Annotated in this window: 30 protein-coding genes; 16 read left to right on the top strand and 14 right to left on the bottom strand. The window is 63.9% G+C overall.

What is annotated here, in order from left to right; all coding sequences use genetic code 11:
• Positions 1 to 143: 143 nt before the first annotated feature.
• Positions 144 to 860, bottom strand: a complete 717-nt coding sequence (locus H6X51_RS17725; RefSeq protein WP_185268800.1) for a ComF family protein — start codon at positions 858 to 860, stop codon at positions 144 to 146.
• A gap of 79 nt (positions 861 to 939) precedes the next feature.
• Here H6X51_RS17725 and bioB point away from each other — a divergent pair, with 79 nt between their 5' ends.
• The 7 genes from bioB to H6X51_RS17690 all read left to right on the top strand — a co-directional run bounded on the left by bioB (position 940) and on the right by H6X51_RS17690 (position 7991).
• A complete protein-coding gene (gene bioB, locus H6X51_RS17720; protein WP_185268799.1) occupies positions 940 to 1989 on the top strand; it encodes a biotin synthase BioB in 1050 nt (349 codons plus the stop codon).
• Between the two features lie 30 nt (positions 1990 to 2019).
• Positions 2020 to 3192, top strand: coding sequence for an 8-amino-7-oxononanoate synthase (bioF, locus tag H6X51_RS17715; protein WP_185268798.1), 1173 nt, complete (start codon positions 2020 to 2022; stop codon positions 3190 to 3192).
• Positions 3189 to 3905 carry an alpha/beta fold hydrolase gene (locus H6X51_RS17710; protein WP_185268797.1) on the top strand — a complete coding sequence of 239 codons (717 nt, stop codon included), beginning with the start codon at positions 3189 to 3191 and terminating at the stop codon, positions 3903 to 3905. Before bioF ends, H6X51_RS17710 begins: the two co-directional genes overlap by 4 nt.
• The gene (gene bioC, locus H6X51_RS17705) at positions 3898 to 4692 is read left to right on the top strand and encodes a malonyl-ACP O-methyltransferase BioC (protein ID WP_185268796.1); all 795 of its coding nucleotides are present in this window, start codon (positions 3898 to 3900) and stop codon (positions 4690 to 4692) included. Before H6X51_RS17710 ends, bioC begins: the two co-directional genes overlap by 8 nt.
• A 12-nt stretch (positions 4693 to 4704) precedes the next feature.
• A complete protein-coding gene (gene bioD / locus H6X51_RS17700) occupies positions 4705 to 5409 on the top strand; it encodes a dethiobiotin synthase (RefSeq protein ID WP_185268795.1) in 705 nt (234 codons plus the stop codon).
• 48 nt (positions 5410 to 5457) lie between these two features.
• Positions 5458 to 5766 (top strand): flagellar basal body rod C-terminal domain-containing protein, encoded by a 309-nt coding sequence (locus H6X51_RS17695; protein WP_185268794.1) that lies wholly within the window; start codon positions 5458 to 5460, stop codon positions 5764 to 5766.
• Between the two features lie 419 nt (positions 5767 to 6185).
• Positions 6186 to 7991: a phenylacyl-CoA dehydrogenase gene (locus H6X51_RS17690; protein ID WP_185268793.1), complete on the top strand. Its 1806-nt coding sequence runs from the start codon at positions 6186 to 6188 to the stop codon at positions 7989 to 7991.
• Positions 7992 to 8158: 167 nt separating this feature from the next.
• On the opposite strand, the gene egtB is transcribed toward H6X51_RS17690, so the two are convergent.
• The 3 genes from egtB to yjgA form a co-directional block, all read right to left on the bottom strand.
• Positions 8159 to 9379, bottom strand: a complete 1221-nt coding sequence (gene egtB, locus H6X51_RS17685; RefSeq protein ID WP_185268792.1) for an ergothioneine biosynthesis protein EgtB — start codon at positions 9377 to 9379, stop codon at positions 8159 to 8161.
• Positions 9376 to 10359 (bottom strand): L-histidine N(alpha)-methyltransferase, encoded by a 984-nt coding sequence (egtD, locus tag H6X51_RS17680; RefSeq protein ID WP_185268791.1) that lies wholly within the window; start codon positions 10357 to 10359, stop codon positions 9376 to 9378. Before egtD ends, egtB begins: the two co-directional genes overlap by 4 nt.
• A gap of 114 nt (positions 10360 to 10473) precedes the next feature.
• The gene (yjgA, locus tag H6X51_RS17675; RefSeq protein ID WP_185268790.1) at positions 10474 to 11001 is read right to left on the bottom strand and encodes a ribosome biogenesis factor YjgA; all 528 of its coding nucleotides are present in this window, start codon (positions 10999 to 11001) and stop codon (positions 10474 to 10476) included.
• Positions 11002 to 11096: 95 nt separating this feature from the next.
• On the opposite strand from yjgA, the gene pmbA reads away from it, so the two are divergent.
• Positions 11097 to 12455, top strand: a complete 1359-nt coding sequence (gene pmbA, locus H6X51_RS17670) for a metalloprotease PmbA (RefSeq protein ID WP_185268789.1) — start codon at positions 11097 to 11099, stop codon at positions 12453 to 12455.
• Between the two features lie 124 nt (positions 12456 to 12579).
• Here pmbA and H6X51_RS17665 read toward each other — a convergent pair whose 3' ends face one another.
• From H6X51_RS17665 to H6X51_RS17620, 10 genes are all read right to left on the bottom strand, one after another.
• Positions 12580 to 12858, bottom strand: a complete 279-nt coding sequence (locus H6X51_RS17665) for an HPr family phosphocarrier protein (protein WP_185268788.1) — start codon at positions 12856 to 12858, stop codon at positions 12580 to 12582.
• Positions 12855 to 13709 (bottom strand): RNase adapter RapZ, encoded by an 855-nt coding sequence (gene rapZ, locus H6X51_RS17660; RefSeq protein ID WP_185268787.1) that lies wholly within the window; start codon positions 13707 to 13709, stop codon positions 12855 to 12857. The genes H6X51_RS17665 and rapZ overlap by 4 nt, the downstream gene beginning before the upstream one ends.
• 4 nt (positions 13710 to 13713) lie before the next feature.
• Positions 13714 to 14169, bottom strand: a complete 456-nt coding sequence (gene ptsN, locus H6X51_RS17655) for a PTS IIA-like nitrogen regulatory protein PtsN (RefSeq protein WP_185268786.1) — start codon at positions 14167 to 14169, stop codon at positions 13714 to 13716.
• 16 nt (positions 14170 to 14185) lie between these two features.
• Positions 14186 to 14494, bottom strand: a complete 309-nt coding sequence (gene hpf, locus H6X51_RS17650) for a ribosome hibernation-promoting factor, HPF/YfiA family (protein WP_185268785.1) — start codon at positions 14492 to 14494, stop codon at positions 14186 to 14188.
• A gap of 96 nt (positions 14495 to 14590) precedes the next feature.
• A complete protein-coding gene (locus tag H6X51_RS17645; protein WP_185268784.1) occupies positions 14591 to 16093 on the bottom strand; it encodes an RNA polymerase factor sigma-54 in 1503 nt (500 codons plus the stop codon).
• Between the two features lie 96 nt (positions 16094 to 16189).
• Positions 16190 to 16915: an LPS export ABC transporter ATP-binding protein gene (lptB, locus tag H6X51_RS17640; protein WP_185268783.1), complete on the bottom strand. Its 726-nt coding sequence runs from the start codon at positions 16913 to 16915 to the stop codon at positions 16190 to 16192.
• Entirely contained in the window at positions 16902 to 17438 is a 537-nt protein-coding gene (gene lptA, locus H6X51_RS17635; protein WP_185268782.1) for a lipopolysaccharide transport periplasmic protein LptA, read from the bottom strand. Before lptA ends, lptB begins: the two co-directional genes overlap by 14 nt.
• Entirely contained in the window at positions 17425 to 17994 is a 570-nt protein-coding gene (lptC, locus tag H6X51_RS17630) for an LPS export ABC transporter periplasmic protein LptC (RefSeq protein WP_185268781.1), read from the bottom strand. The genes lptA and lptC overlap by 14 nt, the downstream gene beginning before the upstream one ends.
• Positions 17991 to 18521 (bottom strand): KdsC family phosphatase, encoded by a 531-nt coding sequence (locus tag H6X51_RS17625; RefSeq protein WP_185268780.1) that lies wholly within the window; start codon positions 18519 to 18521, stop codon positions 17991 to 17993. The genes lptC and H6X51_RS17625 overlap by 4 nt, the downstream gene beginning before the upstream one ends.
• Entirely contained in the window at positions 18518 to 19489 is a 972-nt protein-coding gene (locus H6X51_RS17620; RefSeq protein WP_185268779.1) for a KpsF/GutQ family sugar-phosphate isomerase, read from the bottom strand. The genes H6X51_RS17625 and H6X51_RS17620 overlap by 4 nt, the downstream gene beginning before the upstream one ends.
• A gap of 408 nt (positions 19490 to 19897) precedes the next feature.
• Here H6X51_RS17620 and H6X51_RS17615 point away from each other — a divergent pair, with 408 nt between their 5' ends.
• The 8 genes from H6X51_RS17615 to hisG are packed head-to-tail and all read left to right on the top strand — an operon-like array spanning position 19898 to position 25149.
• The gene (locus tag H6X51_RS17615; RefSeq protein ID WP_185268778.1) at positions 19898 to 20716 is read left to right on the top strand and encodes an ATP-binding cassette domain-containing protein; all 819 of its coding nucleotides are present in this window, start codon (positions 19898 to 19900) and stop codon (positions 20714 to 20716) included.
• Positions 20713 to 21495 carry a lipid asymmetry maintenance ABC transporter permease subunit MlaE gene (gene mlaE, locus H6X51_RS17610; RefSeq protein ID WP_185268777.1) on the top strand — a complete coding sequence of 261 codons (783 nt, stop codon included), beginning with the start codon at positions 20713 to 20715 and terminating at the stop codon, positions 21493 to 21495. Before H6X51_RS17615 ends, mlaE begins: the two co-directional genes overlap by 4 nt.
• Positions 21496 to 21513: 18 nt before the next feature.
• A complete protein-coding gene (gene mlaD, locus H6X51_RS17605) occupies positions 21514 to 21978 on the top strand; it encodes an outer membrane lipid asymmetry maintenance protein MlaD (RefSeq protein ID WP_105646303.1) in 465 nt (154 codons plus the stop codon).
• 12 nt (positions 21979 to 21990) lie between these two features.
• Positions 21991 to 22638, top strand: coding sequence for an MlaC/ttg2D family ABC transporter substrate-binding protein (locus H6X51_RS17600; RefSeq protein WP_185268776.1), 648 nt, complete (start codon positions 21991 to 21993; stop codon positions 22636 to 22638).
• Positions 22635 to 22979: an STAS domain-containing protein gene (locus H6X51_RS17595; RefSeq protein ID WP_185268775.1), complete on the top strand. Its 345-nt coding sequence runs from the start codon at positions 22635 to 22637 to the stop codon at positions 22977 to 22979. Before H6X51_RS17600 ends, H6X51_RS17595 begins: the two co-directional genes overlap by 4 nt.
• The gene (locus tag H6X51_RS17590) at positions 22966 to 23205 is read left to right on the top strand and encodes a BolA family protein (RefSeq protein WP_185268774.1); all 240 of its coding nucleotides are present in this window, start codon (positions 22966 to 22968) and stop codon (positions 23203 to 23205) included. Before H6X51_RS17595 ends, H6X51_RS17590 begins: the two co-directional genes overlap by 14 nt.
• A gap of 25 nt (positions 23206 to 23230) precedes the next feature.
• Positions 23231 to 24496 carry a UDP-N-acetylglucosamine 1-carboxyvinyltransferase gene (gene murA, locus H6X51_RS17585; RefSeq protein WP_185268773.1) on the top strand — a complete coding sequence of 422 codons (1266 nt, stop codon included), beginning with the start codon at positions 23231 to 23233 and terminating at the stop codon, positions 24494 to 24496.
• Between the two features lie 11 nt (positions 24497 to 24507).
• Positions 24508 to 25149, top strand: a complete 642-nt coding sequence (hisG, locus tag H6X51_RS17580) for an ATP phosphoribosyltransferase (protein WP_185268772.1) — start codon at positions 24508 to 24510, stop codon at positions 25147 to 25149.
• The last annotated feature ends 27 nt before the right edge of the window (positions 25150 to 25176 follow it).

Below are 25176 nucleotides of genomic sequence, written 5' to 3'. Positions count from 1 at the left end.
TATACGACAGACAACCTGCTCTTGTCATTGAATGTTGAAAGCCTTGCAATGAGGGAGGAGACCATATACGACAACCCGGCCCGGTTGCGCTGGGGGTGTAGCGCGCCTGCGCTACGCCGGGGTTTGATGAGTGCCTCCGCAGGCTAGGGCGTGCGCGCCACGCACCAGACGCTGATGCTGGCTGCACCGGCCGCCAAGAGGATGCGGCTGGCTTCGTTGACCGTGGTGCCGGTGGTGACCACGTCATCGACCAGCGCAACATGCTTGCCGGCCAGGCGCTGTGGTTGGCGGCAGACAAAGGCGCCTTGCAGGTTCTGCCGGCGCGCCTGGGCATCCAGCCCCTGTTGCGCGGTGGTGGCGCGCTGGCGCAGCAGGATGTGCCGGTCCAGCGGCAATCCCAGTCGCCGGGCAATCGGTCGGGCCAGCTCCAGTGCCTGGTTGTAGCCGCGCTGCGCCTGCCGCGCGCGGTGCAGGGGAAGGGGGATCACCAGAGCCGGTAGCGCCTGCTCATGTTCCTGATAATGATGCACTATGGCCTGCAACAGTAGTTGCGCCAGCAACCGGCCATAGGTGAGCTTGTGCTGGTATTTGAATGCCGGGATCAGGCTGTCCAGCGGGAAGGCGTAGCGAAAGGGCGTCACCACCTGGCTGAAGGCGGGTGGGTTGTGCTGGCAATGACCGCACAGCAGCCCGCTCTCGGGCATGGGCAGGGCGCACTGCCGGCAGGCGCTGCCGAGCCAGGGCAGGTCCTCCTGACAGGCTGTGCAGATGCATTCGGCAATTCCCGCGGCACTGCCCAGGCACAGCAGGCATCGATTGATCTGGTTAAATTGTAGCCAGTTGTAAACCTTGTGTTTCATAAGTGGTTGACAGTCTCCCCGCCGCCATTATCATGCGTTGCATATACAAGTCCTCACCGATTCCAAGGATATGCTTCCGATGACTGCCTCTGTTACCCGCCACGACTGGACTCCGGCAGAAGTGCTGGCCCTGCTGCGCCAACCTTTCAACGACCTGCTGTTCCAGGCGCAGACAGTGCATCGCCAGCACTTCGACGCCAACCGCGTGCAGGTTTCCACGCTGCTGTCGATCAAGACCGGCGCCTGCCCGGAGGACTGCAAGTACTGCCCGCAGTCCGGCCACTACAACACCGGCCTGGACAAGGAAAAACTGCTCGAAGTGCAGAAGGTGCTGGACGAAGCCGCGGCAGCCAAGGCCATCGGCGCCACCCGTTTCTGCATGGGTGCGGCCTGGAAGCATCCTTCCGAGAAGGATATGCCCTATGTGCTGCAGATGGTGCGCGGCGTGCGTGAACTGGGTCTCGAAACCTGCATGACGCTGGGCAAGCTGACCAGGGAGCAGACCGCTGCGCTGGCCGAGGCCGGGCTGGACTACTACAACCACAACCTGGATACCTCGCCGGAGTTCTACGGCAACATCATCACCACCCGCACCTACGGTGAGCGCCTGCAGACACTGTCCTACGTGCGCGATGCGGGGATGAAGATCTGTTCGGGCGGCATCCTCGGTATGGGTGAGTCGCTGGAGGACCGCGCTGGACTGCTGATTCAGCTGGCCAACCTGCCGGAGCATCCGGAGAGCGTGCCGATCAACATGCTGGTCAAGGTCGCCGGTACGCCGCTGGAAGATGCCGAGGACATCGATCCCTTCGACTTCATCCGCATGCTGGCGGTCGCGCGGATCATGATGCCCAGATCCCACGTGCGCCTGTCCGCCGGTCGCGAGCAGATGAGCGAGCAGACCCAGGCCCTGGCATTCTTCGCCGGTGCCAACTCGATCTTCTACGGCGACCGTCTGCTGACCACCTCCAACCCGCAGGCGGAGAAGGACATGCGTCTGTTCGACCGGCTGGGTATCAAGCCCGAGGAGCGCCAGGAACATGATGACGAAGTGCATCAGGCGGCCATCGAGCAGGCGCTGATCGAGCAGCGCGACAGCCGGATGTTCACCAACGCTGCCGCGGTGTGACCGCAACAGCAAGCTGGCGCTGAGGTCTGTATGCCCTTCGATCTGTCTTCGCGCCTGGCCCAACGCCGTGCCGATCATCTCTATCGTCAACGCCCCCTGCTGGCATCGCCACAGGGGGTGCATGTCAGCGTGGATGGGCAGCCCCTGCTGGCCTTCTGCAGCAATGATTACCTCGGCCTGGCCGCTCATCCGGCGGTGGCCGAGGCCATGGTCGAGGGCGTGCGCCGCTGGGGCGTGGGTGGCGGTGCCTCGCATCTGGTAGTCGGGCACAGCGCTGCGCATCACCAGCTGGAGGAGGCGCTGGCCGAGTTCACTGGCCGGCCCCGGGCGCTGCTGATGTCCAGCGGCTATATGGCCAATATGGGCGCGATCACCGCGCTGGTCGGGCAGGGCGATACCGTGCTGCAGGATCGCCTCAATCACGCCTCCCTGCTGGATGCCGGGCTGCTCAGTGGTGGGCGTTTTTCCCGTTACCTGCATAACGATGCGCAGAGCCTGGCGCAGCGGCTGGGCAAGGCCACCGGCAACACCCTGGTGGTGAGCGACGGTGTGTTCAGCATGGACGGTGATCTGGCGCAGCTGCCGCAGATCTGTGCCACGGCGCGTCGTAGCGGTGCTTGGGTGATGGTCGATGACGCCCACGGCTTCGGCTGCCTGGGCACCACCGGCGGCGGGATCGTCGAGCACTATAGTCTGGGCCTGGAGGATGTGCCGGTGCTGGTCGGCACCCTGGGCAAGGCCTTTGGCACCGCTGGCGCCTTCATCGCCGGCAGCGACGAGCTGATCGAGACCCTGATCCAGTTCGCCCGGCCCTATATCTATACCACCAGCCAGCCGCCGGCGGTCGCCTGGGCGACCCTGGCCAGTCTGCGGCTGTTGCGTGAGGAAAGCTGGCGCCGTGAGCACCTGGCGCGGTTGATCGCACAGTTCCGTGCCGGCGCCAGCGCGCTTGGCCTGCAGTTGATGGACAGCCCGACACCGATCCAGCCATTGTTGATCGGTGACAGCGCACGGGCCCTGCAGTTGTCCGCCGGGCTGCGTCAGCGCGGCATCCTGATCACCGCAATCCGCCCACCCACGGTGCCGCAGGGGACCGCCCGCCTGCGCGTGACCCTGTCGGCGGCGCACAGCGAGGAGGATGTCGGGCGTCTGCTGGAAGCCCTGCAACAGACCCTGAACAGCCTGCCGGAGATGGAGCCATGAAACACATCACCCTGTTGCCGGGCTGGGCGCTGGCGCCGCAGACCATGCAACCCTTGCGTGCCGCGCTGCTCGAACGCCTGCCCGATACCAGCGTGGAGATCCTGCCGCTGCCGGCGATCCAGCTCTCCAGCCTGGAAACCGACCTCAGCAGCCTGGCCCAGCAGATCAGGCCGGGCGTGCTGGTCGGCTGGTCGCTGGGCGGCATGCTGGCGGTGCAGTTGCATCGGCGCTTTCCCGAGCACTTCACCCGGGTTGCCACCCTGGCCAGCAATGCCTGCTTCGTCGAGCGCCGGGACTGGCCGCAGGCCATGCCAACGGACACCTTCAAGGCCTTCTACCAGGACTTTCGCGACGCGCCGGAGAAAACCCTCAAGCGTTTCGCGCTATTGGTGGCCCAGGGCAGTCCGCAGGCCAGACAGCTGGCCAAGGCCCTGAGCTGGGACGGGCTGGATGCGCCGCAGCGCCTGCACGCCCTGGCGGTGCTCGGCATGCTCGATAATCGGGTAGTGCTGGCTCGCCCGCAGCAGCCCATGCTGCACTGCTTCGGCGCGCTGGACGCGCTGGTGCCGATAGCCGCCGCCGAGGCGATAGCCGCCCTGCATGAACCCTCGCGCCTGGCCGTCAATGACCAGGCCGGCCATGCCCTGCCGCTGGAGCAGCCACTGTGGCTGGCCGAGCAGATCGCCGGCTGGCTGGAGGCGCAGCATGCCTGAGCAGATGCTCGACAAGCGCCGGGTGGCCGAATCCTTCAGCCGCGCCGCTGCCACCTATGACCGGGCCGCCGCCCTGCAGCGCAGTGTCGGCAGCAACCTGCTGGCGCGCCTGCCGCAGAGCTTCGCACCGCGGGATATCATCGACCTGGGCTGCGGCACCGGCTACTTCAGCAGGGCACTGGCTGATCGCTGCCAGCGGCCGGTCATCGGCCTGGACCTGGCCGAAGGCATGCTGCGCCACGCCCGTCAGCTCAGCCCGGCGCTGCCCGGCTGGGTCGCCGCCGATGCCGAAGCACTGCCGCTGCGCAGCAGCTCGCAGGACCTGATCTTCTCCAGCCTGGCGTTGCAATGGTGTCCCGACCTGGCGCAGGCGCTGGCGGAGGCCTGGCGGGTGCTGCGCCCCGGCGGCTGCCTGGCCTTCAATACCCTGCTGGACGGCAGCCTGCATGAGCTGCGCAGCGCCTGGCAGGCGGTGGACGACTTTGTCCACGTCAACCGCTTCATGCCGCTGGATGAATTGCAGGCATTGCTGGCGGCGGCGGGCTTCGCCGACTGGCGCTGCCAGGTCGAGCAGCACGTGCTGTTCTATTCACGCCTGGGCGAACTGACCCAGGAGCTGAAATCCCTCGGCGCGCACAACCTCAATGCCGGCCGCCCCGCTGGCCTGACCGGCGCCGCGCGTGCACGCCGGCTGACCGCCGCCTATGAGGCCTTTCGCAGCGAGGCTGGCCTGCCAGCCACCTGGCAGGTGGCGCAGGTACTGATGTTCAAACCCGCCGCCAACTGATCCGGAGCCCCCATGTCCCAACGCTACTTCGTCACCGGTACCGATACCGAAATCGGCAAGACCACCATCGCCGCCGGTCTGCTGCACGCGGCGCGGCTGCGCGGCCTGAGCACCGCGGCGGTCAAACCGGTGGCCGCCGGTTGCGAGACCACCGTCGCCGGCCTGCGTAACGATGATGCCCTGGCGTTGCAGGCCGAATGCAATCCGCAGCTGGATTACGAGCTGCTCAATCCGGTGGCGCTGGCCCCGCCGATCGCGCCGCATATCGCCGCCCGCGAGGCAGGCCTGACGCTGACCGCCGGGCAACTGGCCGCTGCCTGCTCTCGGGTATTCGAGCGGGGCGCGCAGCTGACCCTGGTGGAGGGCGCTGGCGGCTGGCGAGTGCCGCTGAACGACCGGCAGACCCTGGCCGACCTGGCTATCGAGCTGGGTATCCCGGTGATTCTGGTGGTGGGGCTACGCCTGGGCTGCATCAACCACGCCTTGCTGACCGCCGAGGCGATCGCCGCCGATGGTCTGCGCCTGGCCGGCTGGGTGGCCAACCAGGTCGATCCGCAGATGGACCGCCAGCAGCACAACCTGCAGACCCTGCGCGAGCTGTTGCCGGCGCCCTGCCTGGGCGTGGTGCCGCGTATCGAGCCGCTCAGTGCGGCGGCGGTGGCTGCACACCTGCAGCTCGATACACTGATCGCTCCGACCAGCGGCATGTCATCCTGAGCGGGAATGTGCTTGAATTGGCATATTGCCACTATATGAGTCTGTGCCATGGCCTCGCTTGATCTGTTGTCCTCCGGCTTCGACGCCGTGCGTCAGGGCCAGTACCGTGCCAATACCGCTGCGGCAGAGATCGCCCGCGCCGGGGCCCCGACGAATCCGGCGGCAGCGGGTGCCATTCCCCTGCAACCGGCGACCGGACAGCCGGCGGCCAGTACCCGGGTAGACAGCAACCGCCCGGTGAACCTGGCCAACAGCCTGGTGGAACTGCAGCAGGCCCAGCGCGAGGTCGAGGCGGGCGCGGCGATCATCGACACCGCCGATGAAGCACTGGGCACCCTGATCGATATTCACGCCTGATTTCAGGTCCGTTTTTGCTGTTTTTCCGGGCTCTCCGGGCTCTCCGGGTTATGGGTGGGAGCGGCGCCTCGCCGCGATGGAGGTGCCGCTGAGTGGTCTGCTATCGCGGCGGGGCGCCGCTCCTACAATCAATCCCCCCAACATCTTCCTTCCTGTAGGAAAACCATACAAGCCCCGCCCCGGGGCGATACGGACCAGCCGCCGCTGCCAAACTGCAGGCAAACCCTCGGTCCCCCAGCCCCTTTATCCCCCGACCTCGCACCTTTATTGCTACTCTCCCTGATGCGCATTCCCCGGTTTTTCATCCGCCGGGGCTTGACAATGCCAGGCGTGAAACGTAAGTTTCAAACACGTGTTTGAATGGGCCGTCCGGCTCGTCGCCGTTCCGAATCCTGAAATAATCGTTGAGGTCAGTACCCATGCCAGAATACAAGGCTCCCCTGCGCGACATCCGTTTCGTACGCGACGAAGTACTGGGTTATGCAGAACACTACAGCAGCCTGCCGGGATGCGAAGACGCTACTCCCGACATGATCGATGCCATTCTCGACGAGGGTGCCAAGTTCTGCGAACAGGTGATCGCACCGCTGAACCGTGTTGGCGATACCGAGGGCTGCACCTGGTCCCCCGAGGGCGTGAAGACCCCGACCGGCTTCAAGGAAGCCTACGCCCAGTTCGTCGAAGGTGGCTGGCCGAGCCTGTCGCTGGACCCCGAGTACGGCGGCCAGGGCCTGCCCGACTCGCTGGGCCTGACCCTGAGTGAAATGGTTGGCCAGGCCAACTGGTCCTGGGGCATGTATCCCGGTCTGTCGCATGGCGCGATGAACACCATCGAAGCCCACGGCACCGAAGAGCAGAAGCAGATCTACCTGACCAAGCTGATTTCCGGCCAGTGGACCGGCACCATGTGCCTGACCGAGCCGCATTGCGGTACCGACCTGGGCATGCTGCGCACCAAGGCCGAGCCGGCCGACGATGGCAGCTACCGCATTTCCGGTACCAAGATCTTCATCTCCTCCGGTGAGCACGACATGGCCGAGAACATCGTCCATATCGTTCTTGCGCGCCTGCCCGATGCACCGGCCGGCACCAAGGGTATTTCCCTGTTCATCGTGCCCAAGGTGCTGCCGAATGCCGAGGGTGAGAATGGCGAACGCAACGCGGTGACCTGTGGCTCGCTGGAGCACAAGATGGGCATCCACGGCAACGCCACCTGCGTGATGAACTTCGACGGCGCCACCGGCTTCCTGATCGGGCCGCCGAACAAGGGCCTGAACGCCATGTTCACCTTCATGAACACCGCGCGCCTGGGTACCGCTCTGCAGGGCCTGGCCCATGCCGAAGTGGCCTTCCAGGGTGGCATCAAGTATGCCCGCGAGCGCCTGCAGATGCGTGCCCTGAGTGGCCCGAAGGCACCGGACAAGCCCGCTGACCCGATCATCGTGCACCCGGACGTGCGGCGCATGCTGCTGACCATGAAGGCCTTCGCCGAGGGCAACCGTGCCATGGTGTACTTCACTGCCAAGCAGGTGGACATCATCAAGCGCAGCCAGGACGAGGAACAGAAGAAGCTGGCCGACTCCCTGCTGGCGTTCCTGACGCCGATCGCCAAGGCGTTCATGACCGAAGTGGGCTTTGAAGCGGCCAACCATGGTGTGCAGATCTACGGTGGCCACGGCTTCATTTCCGAGTGGGGCATGGAGCAGAACGTGCGTGATTCGCGCATTTCCATGCTCTATGAAGGTACCACCGGCATCCAGGCGCTGGACCTGCTGGGCCGCAAGGTACTGATGACCCAGGGTGCCACCCTGCAGAACTTCACCAAGATTGTGCACAAGTTCTGCAAGACCCAGGAAGGCAACGAATCCATCCAGGAATTCGTCGGCCCGCTGGCGACCCTGAACAAGGAATGGGCTGACCTGACCATGAAGGTCGGCATGGCCGCGATGAAGGACCGCGAGATGGTCGGTGCCGCGTCGGTGGATTACCTGATGTACTCCGGCTACGTCTGCCTGGCCTACTTCTGGGCCGACATGGCCCGCGTCGCCGCCGAGAAACTGGCTGCCGGCACCGGTGACGAAGCCTTCTACAAGGCCAAGCTGCAGACTGCGCGCTTCTACTACCAGCGCATCCTGCCGCGCACCCGCGCCCACGTCGAAGCCATGCTGTCCGGTTCCGCCAACCTGATGGATATGGACGAAGAGAACTTCTCGCTGGGCTATTGATAGCTGGCGTTGAGTGATCAACAAGGCCGCCTCCGGTAACGGGGGCGGCCTTTTTTGCAATTACGGTCTGTTTATAGGGTTGTCGAGCACCTGCTCGACGACAGAGGGGGACTGACGGCAAGATCGCCGGCGTAGCGCCGGTGCGCTACACCCCGAAAAGCGGCCGGCTACGCCGCTCTACCATCCCAGGCCAACCGCACTCCACTGAACTGCCAGCGCGCGCCCGCCGGAAAGAAATTGCGATACGAAGCCCGGCTATGCCTGGCCGGGGTGGCGAGCGAGCCGCCGCGCAATACCATCTGGTTGATCATGAACTTGCCGTTGTACTCACCGACCGCTCCGGCAGCGGGGCGGAAGCCGGGGTAGGGCAGGTAGGCGCTGTTGCACCACTGCCAGACCTCATCGAACAGGCCATGCAGCAGCCCGCCCTGGGTTGCCGCGTGCTCCCATTCGGCCTCGGTTGGCAGGCGGGCATCGGCCCAGCGCGCATAGGCATCGGCCTCGTAGAAGCTGACATGGCTCAGGCTGGCGTCGGTGGCCAGGGGTTGCAGGCCATGCAGGGTGAATACCTGCCAGCCGCTATCGCTGTGCTGCCAATACAGCGGCGCCTGCCAGCCTTCGGCGCAGACCTGGTCCCAGCCATCCGACAGCCACAGCTCGGGACGCTGATAGCCGCCGTCGCGGATAAAGGCCAGGTACTCGCCGTTGTTCACATTGCGGCTGGCCAGTTGGAAGGGTTCGAGCCAGACCCGGTGCCGTGGTCCTTCATTGTCATAGTGGAAGCCGTTACCGGCATGGCCGATCTCGACCAGACCGCCTGCGAAGGCGACGGGCTCGGCAAGCAGACGGCCATGCCCGGTCACCGCCTGGTCGGGGCCGGTATCGCGCCAGGCCGGACTCAACGGGTTGCGGGAGAAATGATGCTTGAGATCGGTGAGGATCAGTTCCTGGTGCTGCTGTTCATGATTGAGCCCCAGTTCCACCAGCGCCAGCATGGCCTGGGGAAAGTCCGGGGAAGACAGGGCTTCACGCATATGGGTATCCACATGCTGGCGATAGGCGAGGATCTGATCCAGTGATGGCCGTGACAGCATGCCCCGTTCGGGCCGTGCATGGCGCGGGCCTATGCCCACGTAGTAGGAGTTGAACAGTACCGCGAAGGCGTCATCGAAGCGCGCTGGCGGTGTCGGCAGAGCGGACAGGATGAAAGTCTCGAAGAACCAGCTGGTATGGGCCAGATGCCATTTTATCGGGCTGGCCTCGGCCATCGACTGCAGCTGGCAGTCCTCCGCGCTGAGCCCCTCGATCAGCTGCATGCTGTAGTCGCGTACACTGTGGTAGCGCGACTGCAACACGCTTGCCTCGGCCGGTGGTGGCTGCAGGGTCATGCCTGCGGCTCCGCCAGGAACACGCCGAACCAGTGGCGCGGATCGGTCCACAGCTGCTGCCGGGCAAAGCCGGCCTCGGCCAGCAGGGTGCTGAAACCGGTGGTGGTGTACTTGTGGGAATATTCGGTGAGGATATGCTCGCCGCGCTGGAACTGGCGCACCGCGGTACTGCCCAGCCGTACGGTTTGCGGACTGTTGGCCACCAGGCGCATTTCGATGCGGCAGTTACGTGGGTCGTAGACCGCCTGGTGGCGAAAGGCGGTGGGATCGAAGTCCGCCGGCAGCAACTGGTTGACCACCTCCAGCACGTTCAGGTTGAATGCGGCGGTGACGCCCTCGGCATCGTCATAGGCGGCCTCGAGGATGTGGCTGGGCTTGACCAGGTCAACGCCAATCAGCAACTGCCCGTGCTCGCCACAGTGCCGGCGGATGCCGCGCAGCAGGCGCAGGGCATCGGTGCGGGCGAAGTTGCCGATCGATGAGCCGGGATAGAAGAACACCGGCGGGCTGTCGGGGTCTTCGGCGAGCAGCCGGCGCAGGTCGAGGCGCCGGGTGAAATCGCTGACCACGCCGACGCATTCCAGTTCGGGATGGCCATCGGCGATGTCGGCCAGGCAGGCCTGCAGGAAGTCGCCGGCGATATCGACGCCGATCAGCCTGGCCGGAGTGATGTGCTCCAGCCAGCGGCGCGACTTGCTGCAGTCGCCACAGCCCAGGTCGATCCATTGTGCATGCCCGGTCAGCGCGGCGCTGATTTCATCGGCGCACTGCTCGAATATGGCCGCTTCGGTGCGGGTGGGGTAGTACTCATCGAGCTGGCAGATGCGGGTGAACAGCTCGCAGCCGCGGTCATCGTAGAAGTATTTGGGGTTGATGCAGGCCTGTGGTTGCAACAGCCCATCGAGCAGTTGCCGGTGTTCGTGGTCCTGATCAGGCGGTAGCAGATTTTCCAGACGGGGCAGGGGCGTGGCTATATTCACGGCGAATCCTGTGCTTGGGGGTCTCCTTGAACCTAGCACAGTCGCCCGGGAACGCCATTCAGGATGACGGAAGGGCAACCCGGTGGCACCGACGCGCCACCGAGCCCAGGGCCATCAGTCGGCGTGTTCCGCCACTTCGCGAATCAGCTTGAACAGTTTGCGCGCCGCGGCCGGCGGCTTGTTCTCGGCGGCTTCCTTGCTTGCCTGACGCACCAGTTGGCGGATGGTCTGGCGGTCGGCGTTGGGGTAGGCATCGATGAATGCCTGCTGTTCTTCCGGGTTGCCGGTGAGCAGGCGATCACGCCAGCGCTCCAGCTGGTGGAAGTATTGCGCATGGGCCTGGCTGCTGCTGTCGAGGCGGTCGACGTAGGCCTGGATCGCCTCGATATCCGGTTGTTCGCGCACCAGCTTGCCGACAAAACTGAGGTGGCGCTTGAGGGCGCCGCGGGCGGTATGGCGGTGAGCTTCTTCCAGGGCGGCGCGCAGCTTGTCGGTCAGCTCCAGCTTGTCCAGCTGTGTGGGTTTGAGTTCGACCAGGCGGCGGCCCAGCTCCTGGAACGCATGCATCTCGCGTTTGACCTGGCTCTTGCTCTTTTCGTCTTCCTGCTGGCCGTCGTCGTGTTCTTCTGGAAAATCTGTCATGGTTGCCGCCCGTGCGCCGGTTCTGTTCAATGCGCCATGATACCCGTTCACAGGGTGTCTGTCCGGGGTACAATGCGCGTCTACGAGGAGATCTTATGACCGAACAGCTTCCCGACCAGCAGCACGATGACCCCCAGGCCCTGTGCCGGATGCTCGAACAGCGAGTGGCCTTCATCCTCGACGAAGCCCGTCGCCAGGGCGCTTCGGCCTGCGAGGTGGCGGTCAGCCAGAATACCGGGCTGTCCGTCGGTGTGCGCCAGGGCGAGGTGGAGACGGTCGAACTCAACCGCGACCAGGGCTTCGGCATCACCCTGTATCTGGATCAGCGCAAGGGCTCGGCGAGCACCTCGGATACGTCCGACGAGGCCATCCGTTCCACTGTCGAGGCGGCACTGGCGATCGCCCGCAATACCTCGCCCGACCCCTGTTCCGGTCTGGCCGAGGCTGAGCTGATGGCGCATGATCTGCCCGATCTGGACCTGTACCACCCCTGGGCGCTGGATGCCGAGGCGGCGATCGAGCGTGCCCTGGCCTGCGAGGCGGCGGCGCTGGCGGTTGATCCACGGCTGAGCAGCGACAGTGCCAATATCAGCAGCCAGCAGGGCTGCCGGGTCTACGGCAACAGCCATGGCTTCATCGGCAGCTCGCTGGGTTCGCGGCACAGCGCGTCTGCGGTGCTGATCGTCAATACCGATGAAGGCATGCAGCGCGACTACTGGTATACGGTCGACCGCCGCGGTGACCGGCTGATGGGTACCGAGGCGCTGGGCCGCAAGGCGGCGGAGCGGACCCTGGCGCGGGTCGGTGCCAGGCCGGTGAAGACCGCACGGGTGCCGGTGCTGTTCGCCGCCGACCAGGCCGCGGGCCTGCTCGGGCACCTGATCGGCTCGATTTCCGGTGGTGCGGTGTACCGCCAGTCGACCTTCCTGTTGGATGCCATGGGCAGCCAGGTGTTTCCCGAGTGGGTGCATATCGATGAGCGCCCGCATCTGCGCCAGGCGCTGGGCAGCGCCGCGTTCGATGGCGACGGGCTGGCTACGCGGGAACAGGCGTTCATTCGCGAGGGTATTCTGCAGAGCTGGGTGCTGAGCACCTATTCCGCACGGCGGCTGAAGCTGTCGAGCACCGCCAATGCCGGTGGCGTGCACAATCTGCATATCGGCTCCAATGCCGGGGATCTGTCGGCCTTGCTGCAGGAGATGGGTACCGGCCTGCTGGTCACCGAGCTGATGGGGCAGGGCGTCAATGGCGTGACCGGGGACTATTCCCGGGGCGCTGGTGGCTTCTGGGTGGAAAACGGTGTGATCAGTCATCCGGTACGCGAGGTGACCATCGCCGGTAACCTGCGGGATATGTTCCGCAATCTGCGCTGCGTGGGCTCGGATATCGAACGGCGTGGCAACTACCTCACCGGCAGTTGGTTGGTGGACGGTATGACCGTTGGGGGTGCCTGAGGCGCTCCATTATCCCCACCCCGTCGTCGCGCAGGCGCGCGACAACCCGAAAGGCCGGTCCGCGTTCAGGCGCTACGCCTGCTGCCGGTGAGGAAGTGGGGTGTCGCTCAGTTGGTGGCTGGGGCTACTCGCCTTCGCCGAAATAGTCATTGATCAGGCAGACCAGGTCCTCCATGGCCTGTTCGGCCTGCTCGCCTTCGCAGCAGATGCACAGCTCGGTGCCCTTGCTCGCCGCCAGCATCATGACCTGCATGATGCTCTTGCCATCGACCATGCGCTGCTCATCACCGCCGACCTGCACGCTGCAGCCATGCTGCTTGGCCACGTTGACGAACTTGGCGGCGGCGCGGGCATGCAGGCCGAGCTTGTTGATGATCTGGACGCGTTGGATCAGTTGACTCATGGCAGGTCACGGTGGCGAATCAGGAGGTTGGAGGAGTGCACGCTCAGCTCCCGGACCAGCCGCTCGGCGATATACACCGAGCGGTGATGGCCACCGGTGCAGCCGATGCCGATGCTCATGTAGCTGCGTTCGCCGGCGGCATAGCGCGGCAGCCACTTCTGCAGGAAGTGGAAGATGTCCTGGTACATGTCCTGCACATCGGGTTCGGCATCCAGGTAGTCGCAGATCTGCTTGTCTTTGCCGGAGAACGGGCGCAGGTCGGGCTTCCAGTAGGGGTTGGGCAGGCAGCGCACGTCGAATACCAGGTCGGCATCCACCGGCACGCCGCGCTTGAAGCCGAACGACTGGATGAGAATCGAGGGGCTGTTGCTCTGGCTGCTCAGCAGGCGCTGCTTGAGCAGGTCGCGCAGCTGGTACAGGGTCAGGTGGCTGGTATCGATCTTCAGGCTGGCCAGGTCGATGATGGGTTCGAGCACCTTCAGCTCGGCGGCGATCGCCTCGCCCAGTGACAGGTTGCCATCGGTCAGCGGATGCTTGCGGCGGGTTTCCGAGAAGCGCTTGATCAGCACCTCGTCGGTGGCGGCGAGGAACAGCACATCGCAGTGGATACCGGCATCGCGCACCTGCTTGAGCAGCTCGGGAAAGCGCTGCAGATCGCTGGGCAGGTTGCGCGCATCGATGCTGATGGCCACCTTCGGCAGGCTCAGGTCGGTATTGTTGGCCTGCCTGGCCAGTTCCGGCAGCAGGCCGGCCGGCAGGTTGTCTATGCAGTAGAAACCATTGTCTTCCAGCAGATGCAAAGCGGTACTCTTGCCGGAGCCGGAGCGTCCGCTGACGACCACCAGGCGCATGTCATCAGTCTCCGTTGGCGCCAACCATGACCCGGTACAGGGCCTGTGCATCCGGCGCCTGTCGCAGTGCCTCGCGCAACTCTTCCTGGTCAAGTTTTTCGGCCAGCATCTTGAGTATCTGCAGGTGCTGCTCGGTGGCCTCATGGGGCACCAGCAGGACGAAGATCAGGTCGACGGGCTCACCGTCGAGGGAGTCGAAATCGATCCTGCTGTCGAGTTGCAGCAGGGCCCCCACCGCCTCGGTGCATTGCTCCAGGCGACAGTGGGGAATGGCGATGCCGTTGCCGAAGCCGGTCGAGCCGAGTTTTTCCCGGGCGATCAGGCTTTCGTAGACGACATCCGAATCCAGGTGGGTGTGCTGGGCGATCAACTTGCCGATCAGCTCCAGCACGCGTTTCTTGGAGCCCCCCTGCACTGCCGCGAAGGTGAGCTGGGGGGAGAGTATTTGACTTATTTGCATGGTTCGCTGCTTGGACTTACCGGTCGTTGACGCCTTGTTGGCGGCCAATGTGTTTTTCCTTGTGCTTGATCAGCTGGCGGTCCAGACGGTCGACCAGCAGGTCAATGGCGGCATACATATCAGTGTGCTGCGCTTCGGCAACCAGATCGTTGCCGGCAATGTGCAGCGTACCTTCGGCCTTTTGCTGCAGTTTGTCCACTTCCAAGGTGATCTGGGCACTGATGATCTTGTCGAAGTGCCGCTCCAGGCGCGCCATCTTCTCGGTCACATAGTCACGCAGAGCATCTGTCACATCGAGTTGGAGACCAGTAATTTTCATTTGCATAACACTTCTCCTGATTGGCTTGATGAACCGGGGTAGCTTGTCCAGTTACCCCCATGGTGCCACTTCTTGTGTTCGCTTTCATTGACCCAGGTCGATTCAGACCAGCCGTTTGCGTTCGCTCGATGGCGCGATGTTGAGCGATTCGCGATATTTGGCGATGGTCCTCCGCGCCACATGGATGCCTTGTTCCTCCAGTAAACCAGCGATCTTGCTGTCACTCAATGGTTTCTTCGGGTTTTCTGCCGCCACCAGTTTCTTGATCAGCGCGCGGATGGCGGTGGAGGAGAATTCACCGCCCTCGCTGGTGCTGACGTGGCTGGAGAAAAAGTACTTGAGCTCGAAGATGCCGCGTGGGGTGTGCATGTATTTCTGCGTGGTCACCCGCGAGATGGTCGACTCGTGCATGCCCACCGCCTCGGCGATATCGTGCAGTACCAGCGGCTTCATGGCCTCTTCGCCGTGTTCGAGAAAGCCGCGCTGGTGCTCGACGATCTGCGTGGCCACCTTCATCAGCGTCTCGTTGCGGCTCTGCAGGCTCTTGATGAACCAGCGTGCTTCCTGCAGGTGGTTGCGCAGATAAGTATTGTCCTCGCTGCTGTCGGCGCGCTTGACCATGGACGCGTACTGGCTGTTGACCCGTACCCGCGGCGCGGCTTCCTGGTTCAGCTCGACGATCCAACGGTTCTGGTCGCGGCGCACGATGACGTCGGGTATCACGTACTCGGCCTCGCCGGAGGCGATTTCCCCACCGGGACGCGGGTTGAGTGTCTGGATCAGCGCGATCACCTCGCGCAACTGGTCTTCCTTGAGCCGGGTGCGCCGCATCAGTTGGGCGAAATCGCGGCTGCCGAGCAGCTCCAGGTAATCGCGCACCACGCGCTTGGCCTGCTCCAGCATCGGCGTGCTGTCGGGCAGCTGGCGCAATTGCAGGTGCAGGCATTCGCTCAGGTTGCGGGCGCCGACGCCGACCGGCTCGAACTGCTGGATGCGGTGCAGCACCATCTCGATCTCGTCCAGCTCCACGCCCAGTTCCGGGTCGAGGGAGGCCTGGATGTCTTCCAGAGACTCCTCCAGGTAGCCGTCGGCGTTGATACCATCGATCAGCGCGATGGCGATCTGGTGATCGGTATCCGACAGCGGCAGCAGGTTGAGCTGCCATTCGAGATGACTCTGCAGGGTCTCGTCGCTGCTGGTGCGCGAGGTGAAATCCCAGTCCTCGTCATCCGAGCTGGGCAGGGAGCTGGCGGAGGTCTGGTAGATATCCTCCCACTGGGTGTCGACCGGCAGTTCGCTGGGGATCTGCTCGTTCCAGTTGCCTTCTTCCTCGCTGTGGCTGTGCTGGTCTATGACATCCAGTGCCGCCGGCTCGGGCAGGGCGGTGGCAGGTGCATCCTCGTCGCCGCCGGCGTTGTCCGCGGTATTGGAGGAGTAGTCATCCTCGCCATCGTCCGCCATTTCCAGCAGCGGATTGGCTTCCAACGCCTCCTGCACCTCCTGCTGGAGGTCGAGGCTGGACAGCTGAAGCAGTCGGATGGCTTGCTGCAGCTGCGGTGTCATCGTCAGCTGCTGCCCCATCTTGAGGACGAGCGTTGGTTTCATAGTGTGTCGCGATGTGCCTTGTTCATTTCAAGCCATTGATGAGCAAAATAAAATCATGGCCAATTGCCCGCTAGCATGCCTGAAATCCGACGGTTTTCACAGGCGGAAGGCATGCCCCAGATACACATCGCGTACCAGCTGGTTGGCGAGCACGGCTTCGGCATTCCCTTCGGCGATGATATGGCCATCGTTGACGATGTACGCCTTGTCGCAGATATCCAGGGTCTCACGCACATTATGGTCGGTAATCAGCACACCGATACCCTTGTCCTTGAGATGCTCGATGATCTGCTTGATGTCGTTGACCGAGATTGGGTCGACCCCGGCGAACGGCTCGTCGAGCAGGATGAACTGCGGGTCGGTGGCCAGTGCACGGGCGATTTCCGCTCGCCGGCGTTCACCACCGGACAGGCTCATGCCGAGATTGTCACGCAGGTGGTGGATGTGGAATTCACGCAGCAGCGAGTCGAGCTTGCCCTCACGGCCCTGGCGGTTCAGGTCCTTGCGCGTCTGCAGGATCGCCATGATGTTGTCGGCCACGCTGAGCTTGCGGAAGATCGAGGCCTCCTGCGGCAGGTAGCCGATACCCTGGCGCGCCCGGCCATGCATGGGCAGGCGGGTGACGTCCTGCTCGTTGATCAGGATGTTGCCGTGATCGGCCTTGACCAGCCCGACGATCATGTAGAAACAGGTGGTCTTGCCGGCACCATTGGGGCCGAGCAGACCGACCACCTCGCCGCTGTTGATCGACAGCGAGACGTCCTGCACGACCTTGCGTGACTTGTAGGATTTGGCCAGGTGGCGTGCTTCAAGTTTCGTCATTGGTCGCCGGCTCGGTACGCTTGCGTGGCTGGATGATGATTTCAATACGCTCGGCGGTGTCGTCATCACCGCTGCTGGCGCGGCCGGCATCCACTACCTGGCGCTGGATGTCATAGCTCACGCGCTGGCCCTGGAAGGTGTTGCCGGCCTGCTCGAGAAAGGCCTGGTCGATCAGCACCACGCGCTCGACGTCGGCATGGTATTCGATGGTCAGTGCGCGGGCGTCCACCGGCTTGCTGTCCGCATCCGGGGTCTGCCGGTAGGTGGCTGGCGAGCCCTGGGCGACGATCTTGCTGACCTCGCCGGCCTGGTCGGTATTCAGCGTGACGCGGCTGCCGGTCAGGCGCATGCTGCCCTGGGTGATGATGACATTGCCGCTGTACACGGCGGTGTTGCGACGATCATCCAGGGTCGCCGAGTTGGCCTGGATGCGAATCGGTTGGCTGGCGTCATCAGGCAGCGCCATCACTGGCGCGGCAACGCCGGCCAGCAGGGCAAGACAGAGGGTTCTAACGCGCTTCATGTTCGCCTCTTACGTTGGACAGCAGCTCGATGCGGCCGTCGTTGAAGTTAGCTTGCATACCGGTGGCCGTGGTCACGCCGCCGGCTTCGATCCTGACGCTGCGGTCGGTCTCGGCATAGTGGCGGCTGGGAAAGACACTCAGCGCCGGCGTCGACAGGCGCCGAGCCGGTTGGCCGGCCAATGGCTGTTCGATGATCACATTCTGGCTCAGTTCGACGCGTTCGCCGTCGGCACTGACCTCGCCGTAGCGGGCACGCAGGTTCCAGGGTTGCTGGTCGCCCTCGCGGTAATACACCAGCCTGGGCTCATCCAGCTCGGTGATGTCCTCGCCAACCTGGTGGGCGGCGCGGATGCTGGTCAAGTCATAGGCTGGTTGGCCCTGCTCGTTGAGCTGGCGAATCCGCGGGTTGTCCATGAAGAAGTCCGGCTGCAGCGGGTCCTGCACCAGTTGCGGGGTGAAGCTGGCCGGGCGAATGTTCCAGTAGCCCACCGCCAGCGCCAGAACCACGGCCAGCAGTACCAGTCCACCGGTGACCAGGTAGCGCGGAATCTTCACAGGTAGGCCGCCTGGGCTGCGTCCAGGGTGCCCTGGGCGCGCATGATCAGTTCGCAGAACTCCCGCGCTGCACCGGCGCCACCGGCGTTGACGGTCACCCCGTGGGCATGTTCGCGGACGAAGCCGTCGGCGCTGGCCACCGCCATGCCCAGCCCGACCCGGCGCATGACCGGCAGGTCCGGCAGGTCATCACCGAGGAAGGCGATCTGCTCCAGCTCCACCGGTACCCGCTGGCGCAGCTCGGCCAGCGCGGTGAGCTTGTCCTCGCGCCCCTGGATCAGGTGCTGGATACCCAGGTTGGCGGCGCGGCGTTCCACCAGCGGTGAGTTGCGACCGCTGATGATCGCGGTCTGCACACCGGAGGCGATCAGCAGCTTGATGCCGTGGCCGTCCAGGGTGTTGAACGACTTGAACTCGGTACCATCGGGCATGAAGTACAGGCGGCCGTCGGTGAGTACGCCGTCCACATCGAAGATCGCCAGGCGAATATCCCGGGCGCGTTCCAGCAGAGTCAGTTCAGGTTTCATACCACCCCCGCACGCAACAGGTCATGCATGTTCAGGGCGCCGACCGGCAGACCCTGCTCGTTGACCACGAACAGCCCGCTGATCTTGCTGTCCTCCATCACCTTCAGCGCCTCGGCAGCCAGTACCCCCTGGCGCACGGTCTTGCAGCGCGGGGTCATGACCTGCTCGATGCGCGCATTGCGGATATCGACATCCTGATCCAGGGTGCGGCGCAGGTCACCGTCGGTGAAGACACCGACCAGCACGCCCTGGTCGTCGGTGATGCCGGTCAGGCCAAGGCCCTTGCGGGTCATTTCCAGCAGCGCGTCGCGCAGTGGCACGGCCGGTGATACCAGCGGCATCTGCGTACCGCTGTGCATGATGTCGTCGACCAGCAGCAACAAGCGCCGGCCGAGGCTGCCGCCGGGATGGGAGAAGGCGAAATCCTCGGCGCTGAAGCCGCGCGCCTCGAGCAGCGCGATGGCCAGGGCGTCGCCCATGACCAGCGCGGTGGTGGTGCTGGAGGTCGGTGCCAGGTTCAGCGGGCAGGCTTCCTGTTCGACGCCGGTATCCAGGTTGGCCACGGCGGCGCGGGCCAGGGTCGAGTCGGGGTTGCCGGTGATGCTGACCAGCGGAATGCCGAGGCGCTTGATCAATGGCAGCAGGGTCACCACCTCGGCGGTATTGCCGGAATTGGACAGGGCGATGACCACGTCCTGGCGGGTGATCATACCCATGTCACCATGGCTGGCCTCGCCGGGGTGCACGAAGAAGGCCGGTGAACCGGTACTGGCCAGTGTCGCGGCGATCTTGCGGCCAACATGCCCGGACTTGCCCATGCCAGTGACCACGATGCGCCCGGGGCACTCGATGAGCGTGGCGCAGGCCGTATCGAAATGGCCTTCGAGCCGGCCCAGCAGGCTGTCGACGGCGTCACGTTCGAGGCGAATGGTGCGCTGGGCTGAAGCTGTGTAATCGAATTCTGGCATGGTCTTTGATTTCTGTTGAGCAGTCAGCGCGGAGTATAGCGTTTTGTGACGCTCAACTCATCTGTGCTGTCTCCCACTGTGGAGATATTCCCGAACTTCCTGGAGGGCGCCGCTTGTGGTGATGTTGGTGTTGTTGGTGGTGGGAGCGCCGCCCCGGCGCGATAGCGGGCTGCCCGCAAACCCATCGCCGCGGGGCGCGGCTCCCACAGCGCGGCTCCCACAGGTTGATCAGACATCGTCATTGCGAGGAGCGAAGTGACGTGGCAATCCATGGCCCCGAAGCAGCCAGCCATCTCTGGGAACACAAAATGAAAGATGCCCAGCTTGGGCTGCATCCGCCGAACTGGTATATTACTCCGTTCATTTTTCCGTCATTGCGTCGGTCAACAGGTAAGGCCACCCAACACTATGCCCGAATCATCGGATTTCATCGTCGATCTGCAGCAGGTCACCTTCAGCCGGGGTGAGCGGATTATCTTCAATAATGTAGACATCCGTATTCCCCGCGGCAAGATCACCGGCATCATGGGGCCGTCCGGTTGTGGCAAGACCACCCTGTTGCGGCTGATCGGCGCGCAGTTGCGTCCGGACAGCGGCGCCATCCTGGTCAACGGCGAGGATATCCCCCGGCTCGGTCGCGAGGAGCTGTTCGCCGCGCGCCAGCACATGGGCATGCTGTTCCAGAGCGGCGCGCTGTTCACCGACCTGAATGTGTTCGAGAACGTCGCCTTCCCGCTGCGGGTGCATACCAAGCTGCCGGAAGACATGATCCGCGATATCGTCCTGCTCAAACTGCAGGCGGTCGGCCTGCGTGGCGCCAACCAGCTGATGCCCGACGAGCTGTCCGGTGGCATGAAGCGGCGGGTGGCGCTGGCCCGGGCGATTGCCCTGGACCCCGAGCTGATGATGTATGACGAACCGTTCGTCGGCCAGGACCCGATCTCCATGGGGGTGCTGGTACGCCTGATCCGCCTGCTCAACGATGCGCTCGGGCTGACCAGCATCGTGGTGTCCCACGACCTGGCGGAAACCGCCAGCATCGCCGACTACCTGTACGTGGTGGGCGATGGCCAGGTGCTGGGGCATGGCAAGCCGGACGAGTTGATGAACTCCGATAACCCGCGCATTCGCCAGTTCATGCAGGGCGAGCCGGATGGCCCGGTGCCGTTCCACTTCCCGGCGACGGACTATGTGGATGACCTGTTGCAGAAGGAGCGCAAGCGTTGAGCAGTCTCGTGGATAGGGTGGCATCGCTGGGCCGGGTCGGCCTGGATGTGGTGGCCGCCATCGGCCGTTCCGGCATCTTCCTGTTCCAGGCGCTGGCCGGACGCTCGCGCTACGGCAATGGCTTCAGCCTGCTGCTCAAGCAGCTGTATGCAGTGGGTGTGCTGTCGCTGGCGATCATCATCGTCTCCGGCATCTTCATCGGCATGGTGCTGGCGCTGCAGGGCTACAACATTCTCAAGGACTACGGCTCCGAGCAGGCGGTCGGGCAGATGGTCGCCCTGACCCTGCTGCGTGAACTGGGCCCGGTGGTCACCGCGTTGCTGTTCGCCGGGCGTGCCGGTTCCGCGCTGACCGCCGAGATCGGCCTGATGAAGGCCACCGAGCAGCTGTCGAGCCTGGAAATGATTGGCGTCGATCCGCTCAAGTACGTGATCGCGCCGCGCCTGTGGGCCGGCTTCATCTCCATGCCGCTGCTGTCGCTGATCTTCTGCGTGGTCGGTATCTGGGGTGGCGCCATGGTCGCGGTGGACTGGCTGGGCGTCTATTCCGGCTCCTACTGGTCCAACATGCAGAATTCGGTGCTGTTCGGCGCCGATGTGCTCAATGGCCTGATCAAGGCCGTGGTCTTCGCTGTGGTGGTGACCTGGATCGCGGTGTTCCAGGGCTATGATTGCGAACCGACTTCCGAAGGCATCAGCCGGGCGACCACCCGTACTGTTGTCTATGCCTCCCTGGCCATCCTGGGCCTGGATTTCATTCTCACCGCTTTGATGTTTTGATCTGCCAAGGAAACTGCCATGCGCACCCGTAAACTGGAACTGACTGTCGGCCTGTTCATCCTGGCTGGATTGCTGGCCCTGCTGATACTCGCCCTGCGCGTCAGTGGCCTGACCCTGAGCACCAATGGTGACACCTATACCGTGTATGCCCACTTCGACAACGTTTCCGGTCTGACCGCACGTTCCAAGGTGACCATGGCCGGTGTGACCATCGGCCAGGTCAAACGCATCACCTTTGACAAGAACCGCTATACCGGCCTGGTCGAGATGACCATCAACTCCGATGTGGACACCCTGCCGGCCGACAGCACCGCCTCGATCGTCACCGCCGGCCTGCTGGGCGAGAAGTACATCGGCATTTCCGTGGGCGGTGATGACCTGGTGCTGGCCGATGGTGACGAGATCCTCGATACCCAGTCGGCACTGGTGCTTGAGGAACTGATCGGCCGCTTCTTGCTCAATACCGTCAGCAAAGACGACTAACAGGAGAAAAACATGCGCAACTTCATGACATGGGCAATGGCTCTGCTGCTGAGCACGCCACTGCTGGCCCAGGCTGCGGCCGCCACCCCGCACCAGGTGGTGGAAGATACCTCCGTGCGGGTCATGGAAGTGCTCAATGCCAACCGCGAGCTTTACAAGCAGGATTCCAATGCCTTTCTCGAAGGCCTCAACGAAGTGCTCGACCCGGTGGTGGATTTCCAGGGCATCGCCCGGAGCGTGATGACCGTGCGTTACAGCCGCAGCGCCAGCGAGGAGCAGATGAATCGTTTCATCGATACCTTCAAGCGCAGCATGGTCGAGTTCTACGGCAATGCCCTGCTCGAATTCGACAGCGGCAACATCACCGTACTGCCGCCGGCCAAGGGCTCGCAGCAGACCGATGAGCGTGCCAGTGTGAATATGGAAGTGCGGGCCAACAACGGCAACGTCTATCCGGTCACCTACACCATGGTCAATCTCGATGGGCAGTGGAAAGTGCGCAACGTGATCGTCGAAGGCATCAATATCGGCCTGCTGTTCCGTGACCAGTTCGCCCAGGCCATGCAGGCCAACCGCAACGACCTGGATGCGGTGATCGCCAACTGGGGCAGTGTGGTTGCCGAGTCCCGCGAGATTGTTGAAAAAGAGGCCGGCGAGTGAAGGCACGTCTGCTGCGTGATGCCGAACGGCTGCGACTGGAAGGCGAGCTGGACTTCGTCAGCGCCATAGCGCTGCGCGATGAGCTGGCCGGCGCCATAGCGGCCAGCGCCGGCCAGCCGCTGACCCTGGATCTGTCGGGCGTCACCCGCAGCAACAGTGTCGGCTTGTCATTGTTGCTGTCGGCGGCGCGTACTGCCACTGAGCACCAGGTGCGACTGCAGGCCAGCGGACTGCCCGTCGGACTGCTGAGCATGGCCGCCGTGTGCGGACTGGATGAATGGCTGGAAACCCTTTCTGCTGCGAATGACAGCACCCTGGAGATACCCAATGCAGGCCAGTGAAGTAAAGAACCTGATCGAACAGCAGTTGCCTGGCACCCAGGTGGAAGTGGACGGCGAGGGCTGCAACTTTCAATTGCTGCTGATCAGCGATGAGCTGGCGGCACTGTCGCCGGTCAAGCGTCAGCAGCGGATCTATGCCCTGCTCAACGAGCCGATTGCCGATGGCCGGATCCATGCGGTCACCATGAAATTCTTCACCCGCCAAGCCTGGGACGATCGTCGCTGAAACGATCCCGCACAAGAGAATCCGTATGGACAAACTGATGATCACCGGCGGTAACCGCCTGGATGGTGAAATCCGCATTTCCGGGGCGAAGAACTCGGCGCTGCCGATCCTCGCCGCCACCCTGCTGGCCGACGAGGCAGTCACCATCTGCAATCTGCCGCACCTGCACGACATCACCACCATGATCGAGCTGTTCGGCCGCATGGGCGTGCAGCCGGTGGTGGGCGACAAGCTCAACGTCGAGGTCAACCCGACCAGCATCACCACCCTGGTGGCGCCCTATGAGCTGGTCAAGACCATGCGCGCCTCGATCCTGGTACTGGGGCCGATGGTCGCGCACTTCGGCTATGCCGAAGTGGCCCTGCCCGGTGGCTGCGCCATCGGCTCCCGGCCGGTGGACCTGCACATCCGTGGCCTGGAGGCCATGGGCGCGGAAATCACCGTCGAGGGCGGCTACATCAAGGCCCGGGCGCCGGAAGGCGGATTGCGCGGGGCGCATTATGCATTCGATACCGTCAGCGTTACCGGCACCGAGAACATCCTCATGGCCGCCACCCTGGCGCGTGGCCAGACGGTGATCCACAACGCCGCACGCGAGCCGGAAGTGGTGGATCTGGCCGAATGCCTGATCGCCATGGGCGCCCAGATCAAGGGCCATGGCACCGATACCATTACCGTGGATGGCGTCGAACGCCTGCATGGCGCGACCTACTCGGTGATGCCCGACCGCATCGAGACCGGCACCTTCCTGGTGGCCGGCGCTGCCACCCGTGGCCGGGTCAAGCTCAAGGATACCGATCCGGCGATTCTCGAAGCCGTTCTGCTCAAGCTGGAAGAAGCCGGCGCGCAGATCGACACCGGCAAGAACTGGGTCAGCCTGGACATGAAGGGCAACCGCGCGCGCGCGGTGAACCTGCGTACCGCGCCGTATCCGGCATTCCCTACCGATATGCAGGCACAGTTCATGGCGATGAACGCGGTGGCCGAGGGTACCGGCACAGTGATCGAAACGGTCTTCGAGAACCGCTTCATGCACGTGCAGGAAATGAGCCGCATGGGCGCGCATATCCAGGTCGAGGGCAACACCGCCATCGTCACCGGGGTCGAGCGGCTCAAGGGCGCGCCGGTCATGGCCACCGACCTGCGCGCTTCGGCCAGCCTGGTGATTGCCGGCCTGTGGGCCGACGGTGATACCCTGGTGGACCGGATCTACCACATCGACCGTGGTTATGAATGCATCGAGGAAAAGCTGCAGATGCTGGGTGCCAGCATCCGCCGTGTTTCCGCCTGAGAGAAATCCACATGAGCAATAGCCTGACCATCGCCCTGTCCAAGGGCCGCATCCTCGACGATACCCTGCCGCTGCTGAAGCTGGCGGGTATCGAACCGGTGGAGGATCTGGACAAGAGCCGCAAGCTGATCTTCAGTACCAGCGACCCGGACGTGCGCCTGCTGATCGTGCGTGCCACCGATGTGCCGACCTACGTGGAGCAGGGCGCCGCCGACCTGGGCGTGGCCGGCAAGGACGTGCTCATGGAGTACGGCAGCAAGGGCCTGTACGAGCCACTGGACCTGAAGATCGCCAACTGCCGGCTGATGACCGCCGGTCCGGTGAACACCCCCGAGCCCAAGGGCCGGCTGCGGGTGGCGACCAAGTTCGTCAATGTCGCGCGCCGCTACTACGCCGCCCAGGGGCGCCAGGTGGAAGTGATCAAGCTGTACGGTTCCATGGAGCTGGCACCGCTGGTCGGCCTGGCGGACAAGATCATCGACGTGGTCGATACCGGCAACACGCTCAAGGCCAACGGCCTGGAGCCGCAGGAGCTGATTGCTGACATCAGCTCGCGGCTGATCGTCAACAAGGCGTCGATGAAGATGAAGCACGCCCGGATACAAAACCTGATCCAATTGCTGGGCGACGCCGTCGAGCGCCGCGCCAGCTGATATGTACTATCCCTACCGTTGAGGAAC

Origin of the sequence: Halopseudomonas xiamenensis, assembly GCF_014219065.1 — a bacterium.
Classification (GTDB): Bacteria; Pseudomonadota; Gammaproteobacteria; order Pseudomonadales; family Pseudomonadaceae; genus Halopseudomonas; species Halopseudomonas xiamenensis.
Note: the sequence above shows the minus strand (reverse complement) of the source record. Positions and strands in the feature narration are given on the sequence as shown.

Bases quoted from the DNA above. Each gene is read 5' to 3' on its own strand.
- H6X51_RS17725 (WP_185268800.1), bottom strand. From the start codon at position 860: ATGAAACACAAGGTTTACAACTGGCTACAATTTAACCAGATCAATCGA.
- bioB (WP_185268799.1), top strand. From the start codon at position 940: ATGACTGCCTCTGTTACCCGCCACGACTGGACTCCGGCAGAAGTGCTG.
- bioF (WP_185268798.1), top strand. From the start codon at position 2,020: ATGCCCTTCGATCTGTCTTCGCGCCTGGCCCAACGCCGTGCCGATCAT.
- H6X51_RS17710 (WP_185268797.1), top strand. From the start codon at position 3,189: ATGAAACACATCACCCTGTTGCCGGGCTGGGCGCTGGCGCCGCAGACC.
- bioC (WP_185268796.1), top strand. From the start codon at position 3,898: ATGCCTGAGCAGATGCTCGACAAGCGCCGGGTGGCCGAATCCTTCAGC.
- bioD (WP_185268795.1), top strand. From the start codon at position 4,705: ATGTCCCAACGCTACTTCGTCACCGGTACCGATACCGAAATCGGCAAG.
- H6X51_RS17695 (WP_185268794.1), top strand. From the start codon at position 5,458: ATGGCCTCGCTTGATCTGTTGTCCTCCGGCTTCGACGCCGTGCGTCAG.
- H6X51_RS17690 (WP_185268793.1), top strand. From the start codon at position 6,186: ATGCCAGAATACAAGGCTCCCCTGCGCGACATCCGTTTCGTACGCGAC.
- egtB (WP_185268792.1), bottom strand. From the start codon at position 9,379: ATGACCCTGCAGCCACCACCGGCCGAGGCAAGCGTGTTGCAGTCGCGC.
- yjgA (WP_185268790.1), bottom strand. From the start codon at position 11,001: ATGACAGATTTTCCAGAAGAACACGACGACGGCCAGCAGGAAGACGAA.
- pmbA (WP_185268789.1), top strand. From the start codon at position 11,097: ATGACCGAACAGCTTCCCGACCAGCAGCACGATGACCCCCAGGCCCTG.
- H6X51_RS17665 (WP_185268788.1), bottom strand. From the start codon at position 12,858: ATGAGTCAACTGATCCAACGCGTCCAGATCATCAACAAGCTCGGCCTG.
- rapZ (WP_185268787.1), bottom strand. From the start codon at position 13,709: ATGCGCCTGGTGGTCGTCAGCGGACGCTCCGGCTCCGGCAAGAGTACC.
- ptsN (WP_185268786.1), bottom strand. From the start codon at position 14,169: ATGCAAATAAGTCAAATACTCTCCCCCCAGCTCACCTTCGCGGCAGTG.
- hpf (WP_185268785.1), bottom strand. From the start codon at position 14,494: ATGCAAATGAAAATTACTGGTCTCCAACTCGATGTGACAGATGCTCTG.
- H6X51_RS17645 (WP_185268784.1), bottom strand. From the start codon at position 16,093: ATGAAACCAACGCTCGTCCTCAAGATGGGGCAGCAGCTGACGATGACA.
- lptB (WP_185268783.1), bottom strand. From the start codon at position 16,915: ATGACGAAACTTGAAGCACGCCACCTGGCCAAATCCTACAAGTCACGC.
- lptA (WP_185268782.1), bottom strand. From the start codon at position 17,438: ATGAAGCGCGTTAGAACCCTCTGTCTTGCCCTGCTGGCCGGCGTTGCC.
- H6X51_RS17625 (WP_185268780.1), bottom strand. From the start codon at position 18,521: ATGAAACCTGAACTGACTCTGCTGGAACGCGCCCGGGATATTCGCCTG.
- H6X51_RS17620 (WP_185268779.1), bottom strand. From the start codon at position 19,489: ATGCCAGAATTCGATTACACAGCTTCAGCCCAGCGCACCATTCGCCTC.
- H6X51_RS17615 (WP_185268778.1), top strand. From the start codon at position 19,898: ATGCCCGAATCATCGGATTTCATCGTCGATCTGCAGCAGGTCACCTTC.
- mlaD (WP_105646303.1), top strand. From the start codon at position 21,514: ATGCGCACCCGTAAACTGGAACTGACTGTCGGCCTGTTCATCCTGGCT.
- H6X51_RS17600 (WP_185268776.1), top strand. From the start codon at position 21,991: ATGCGCAACTTCATGACATGGGCAATGGCTCTGCTGCTGAGCACGCCA.
- H6X51_RS17590 (WP_185268774.1), top strand. From the start codon at position 22,966: ATGCAGGCCAGTGAAGTAAAGAACCTGATCGAACAGCAGTTGCCTGGC.
- murA (WP_185268773.1), top strand. From the start codon at position 23,231: ATGGACAAACTGATGATCACCGGCGGTAACCGCCTGGATGGTGAAATC.
- hisG (WP_185268772.1), top strand. From the start codon at position 24,508: ATGAGCAATAGCCTGACCATCGCCCTGTCCAAGGGCCGCATCCTCGAC.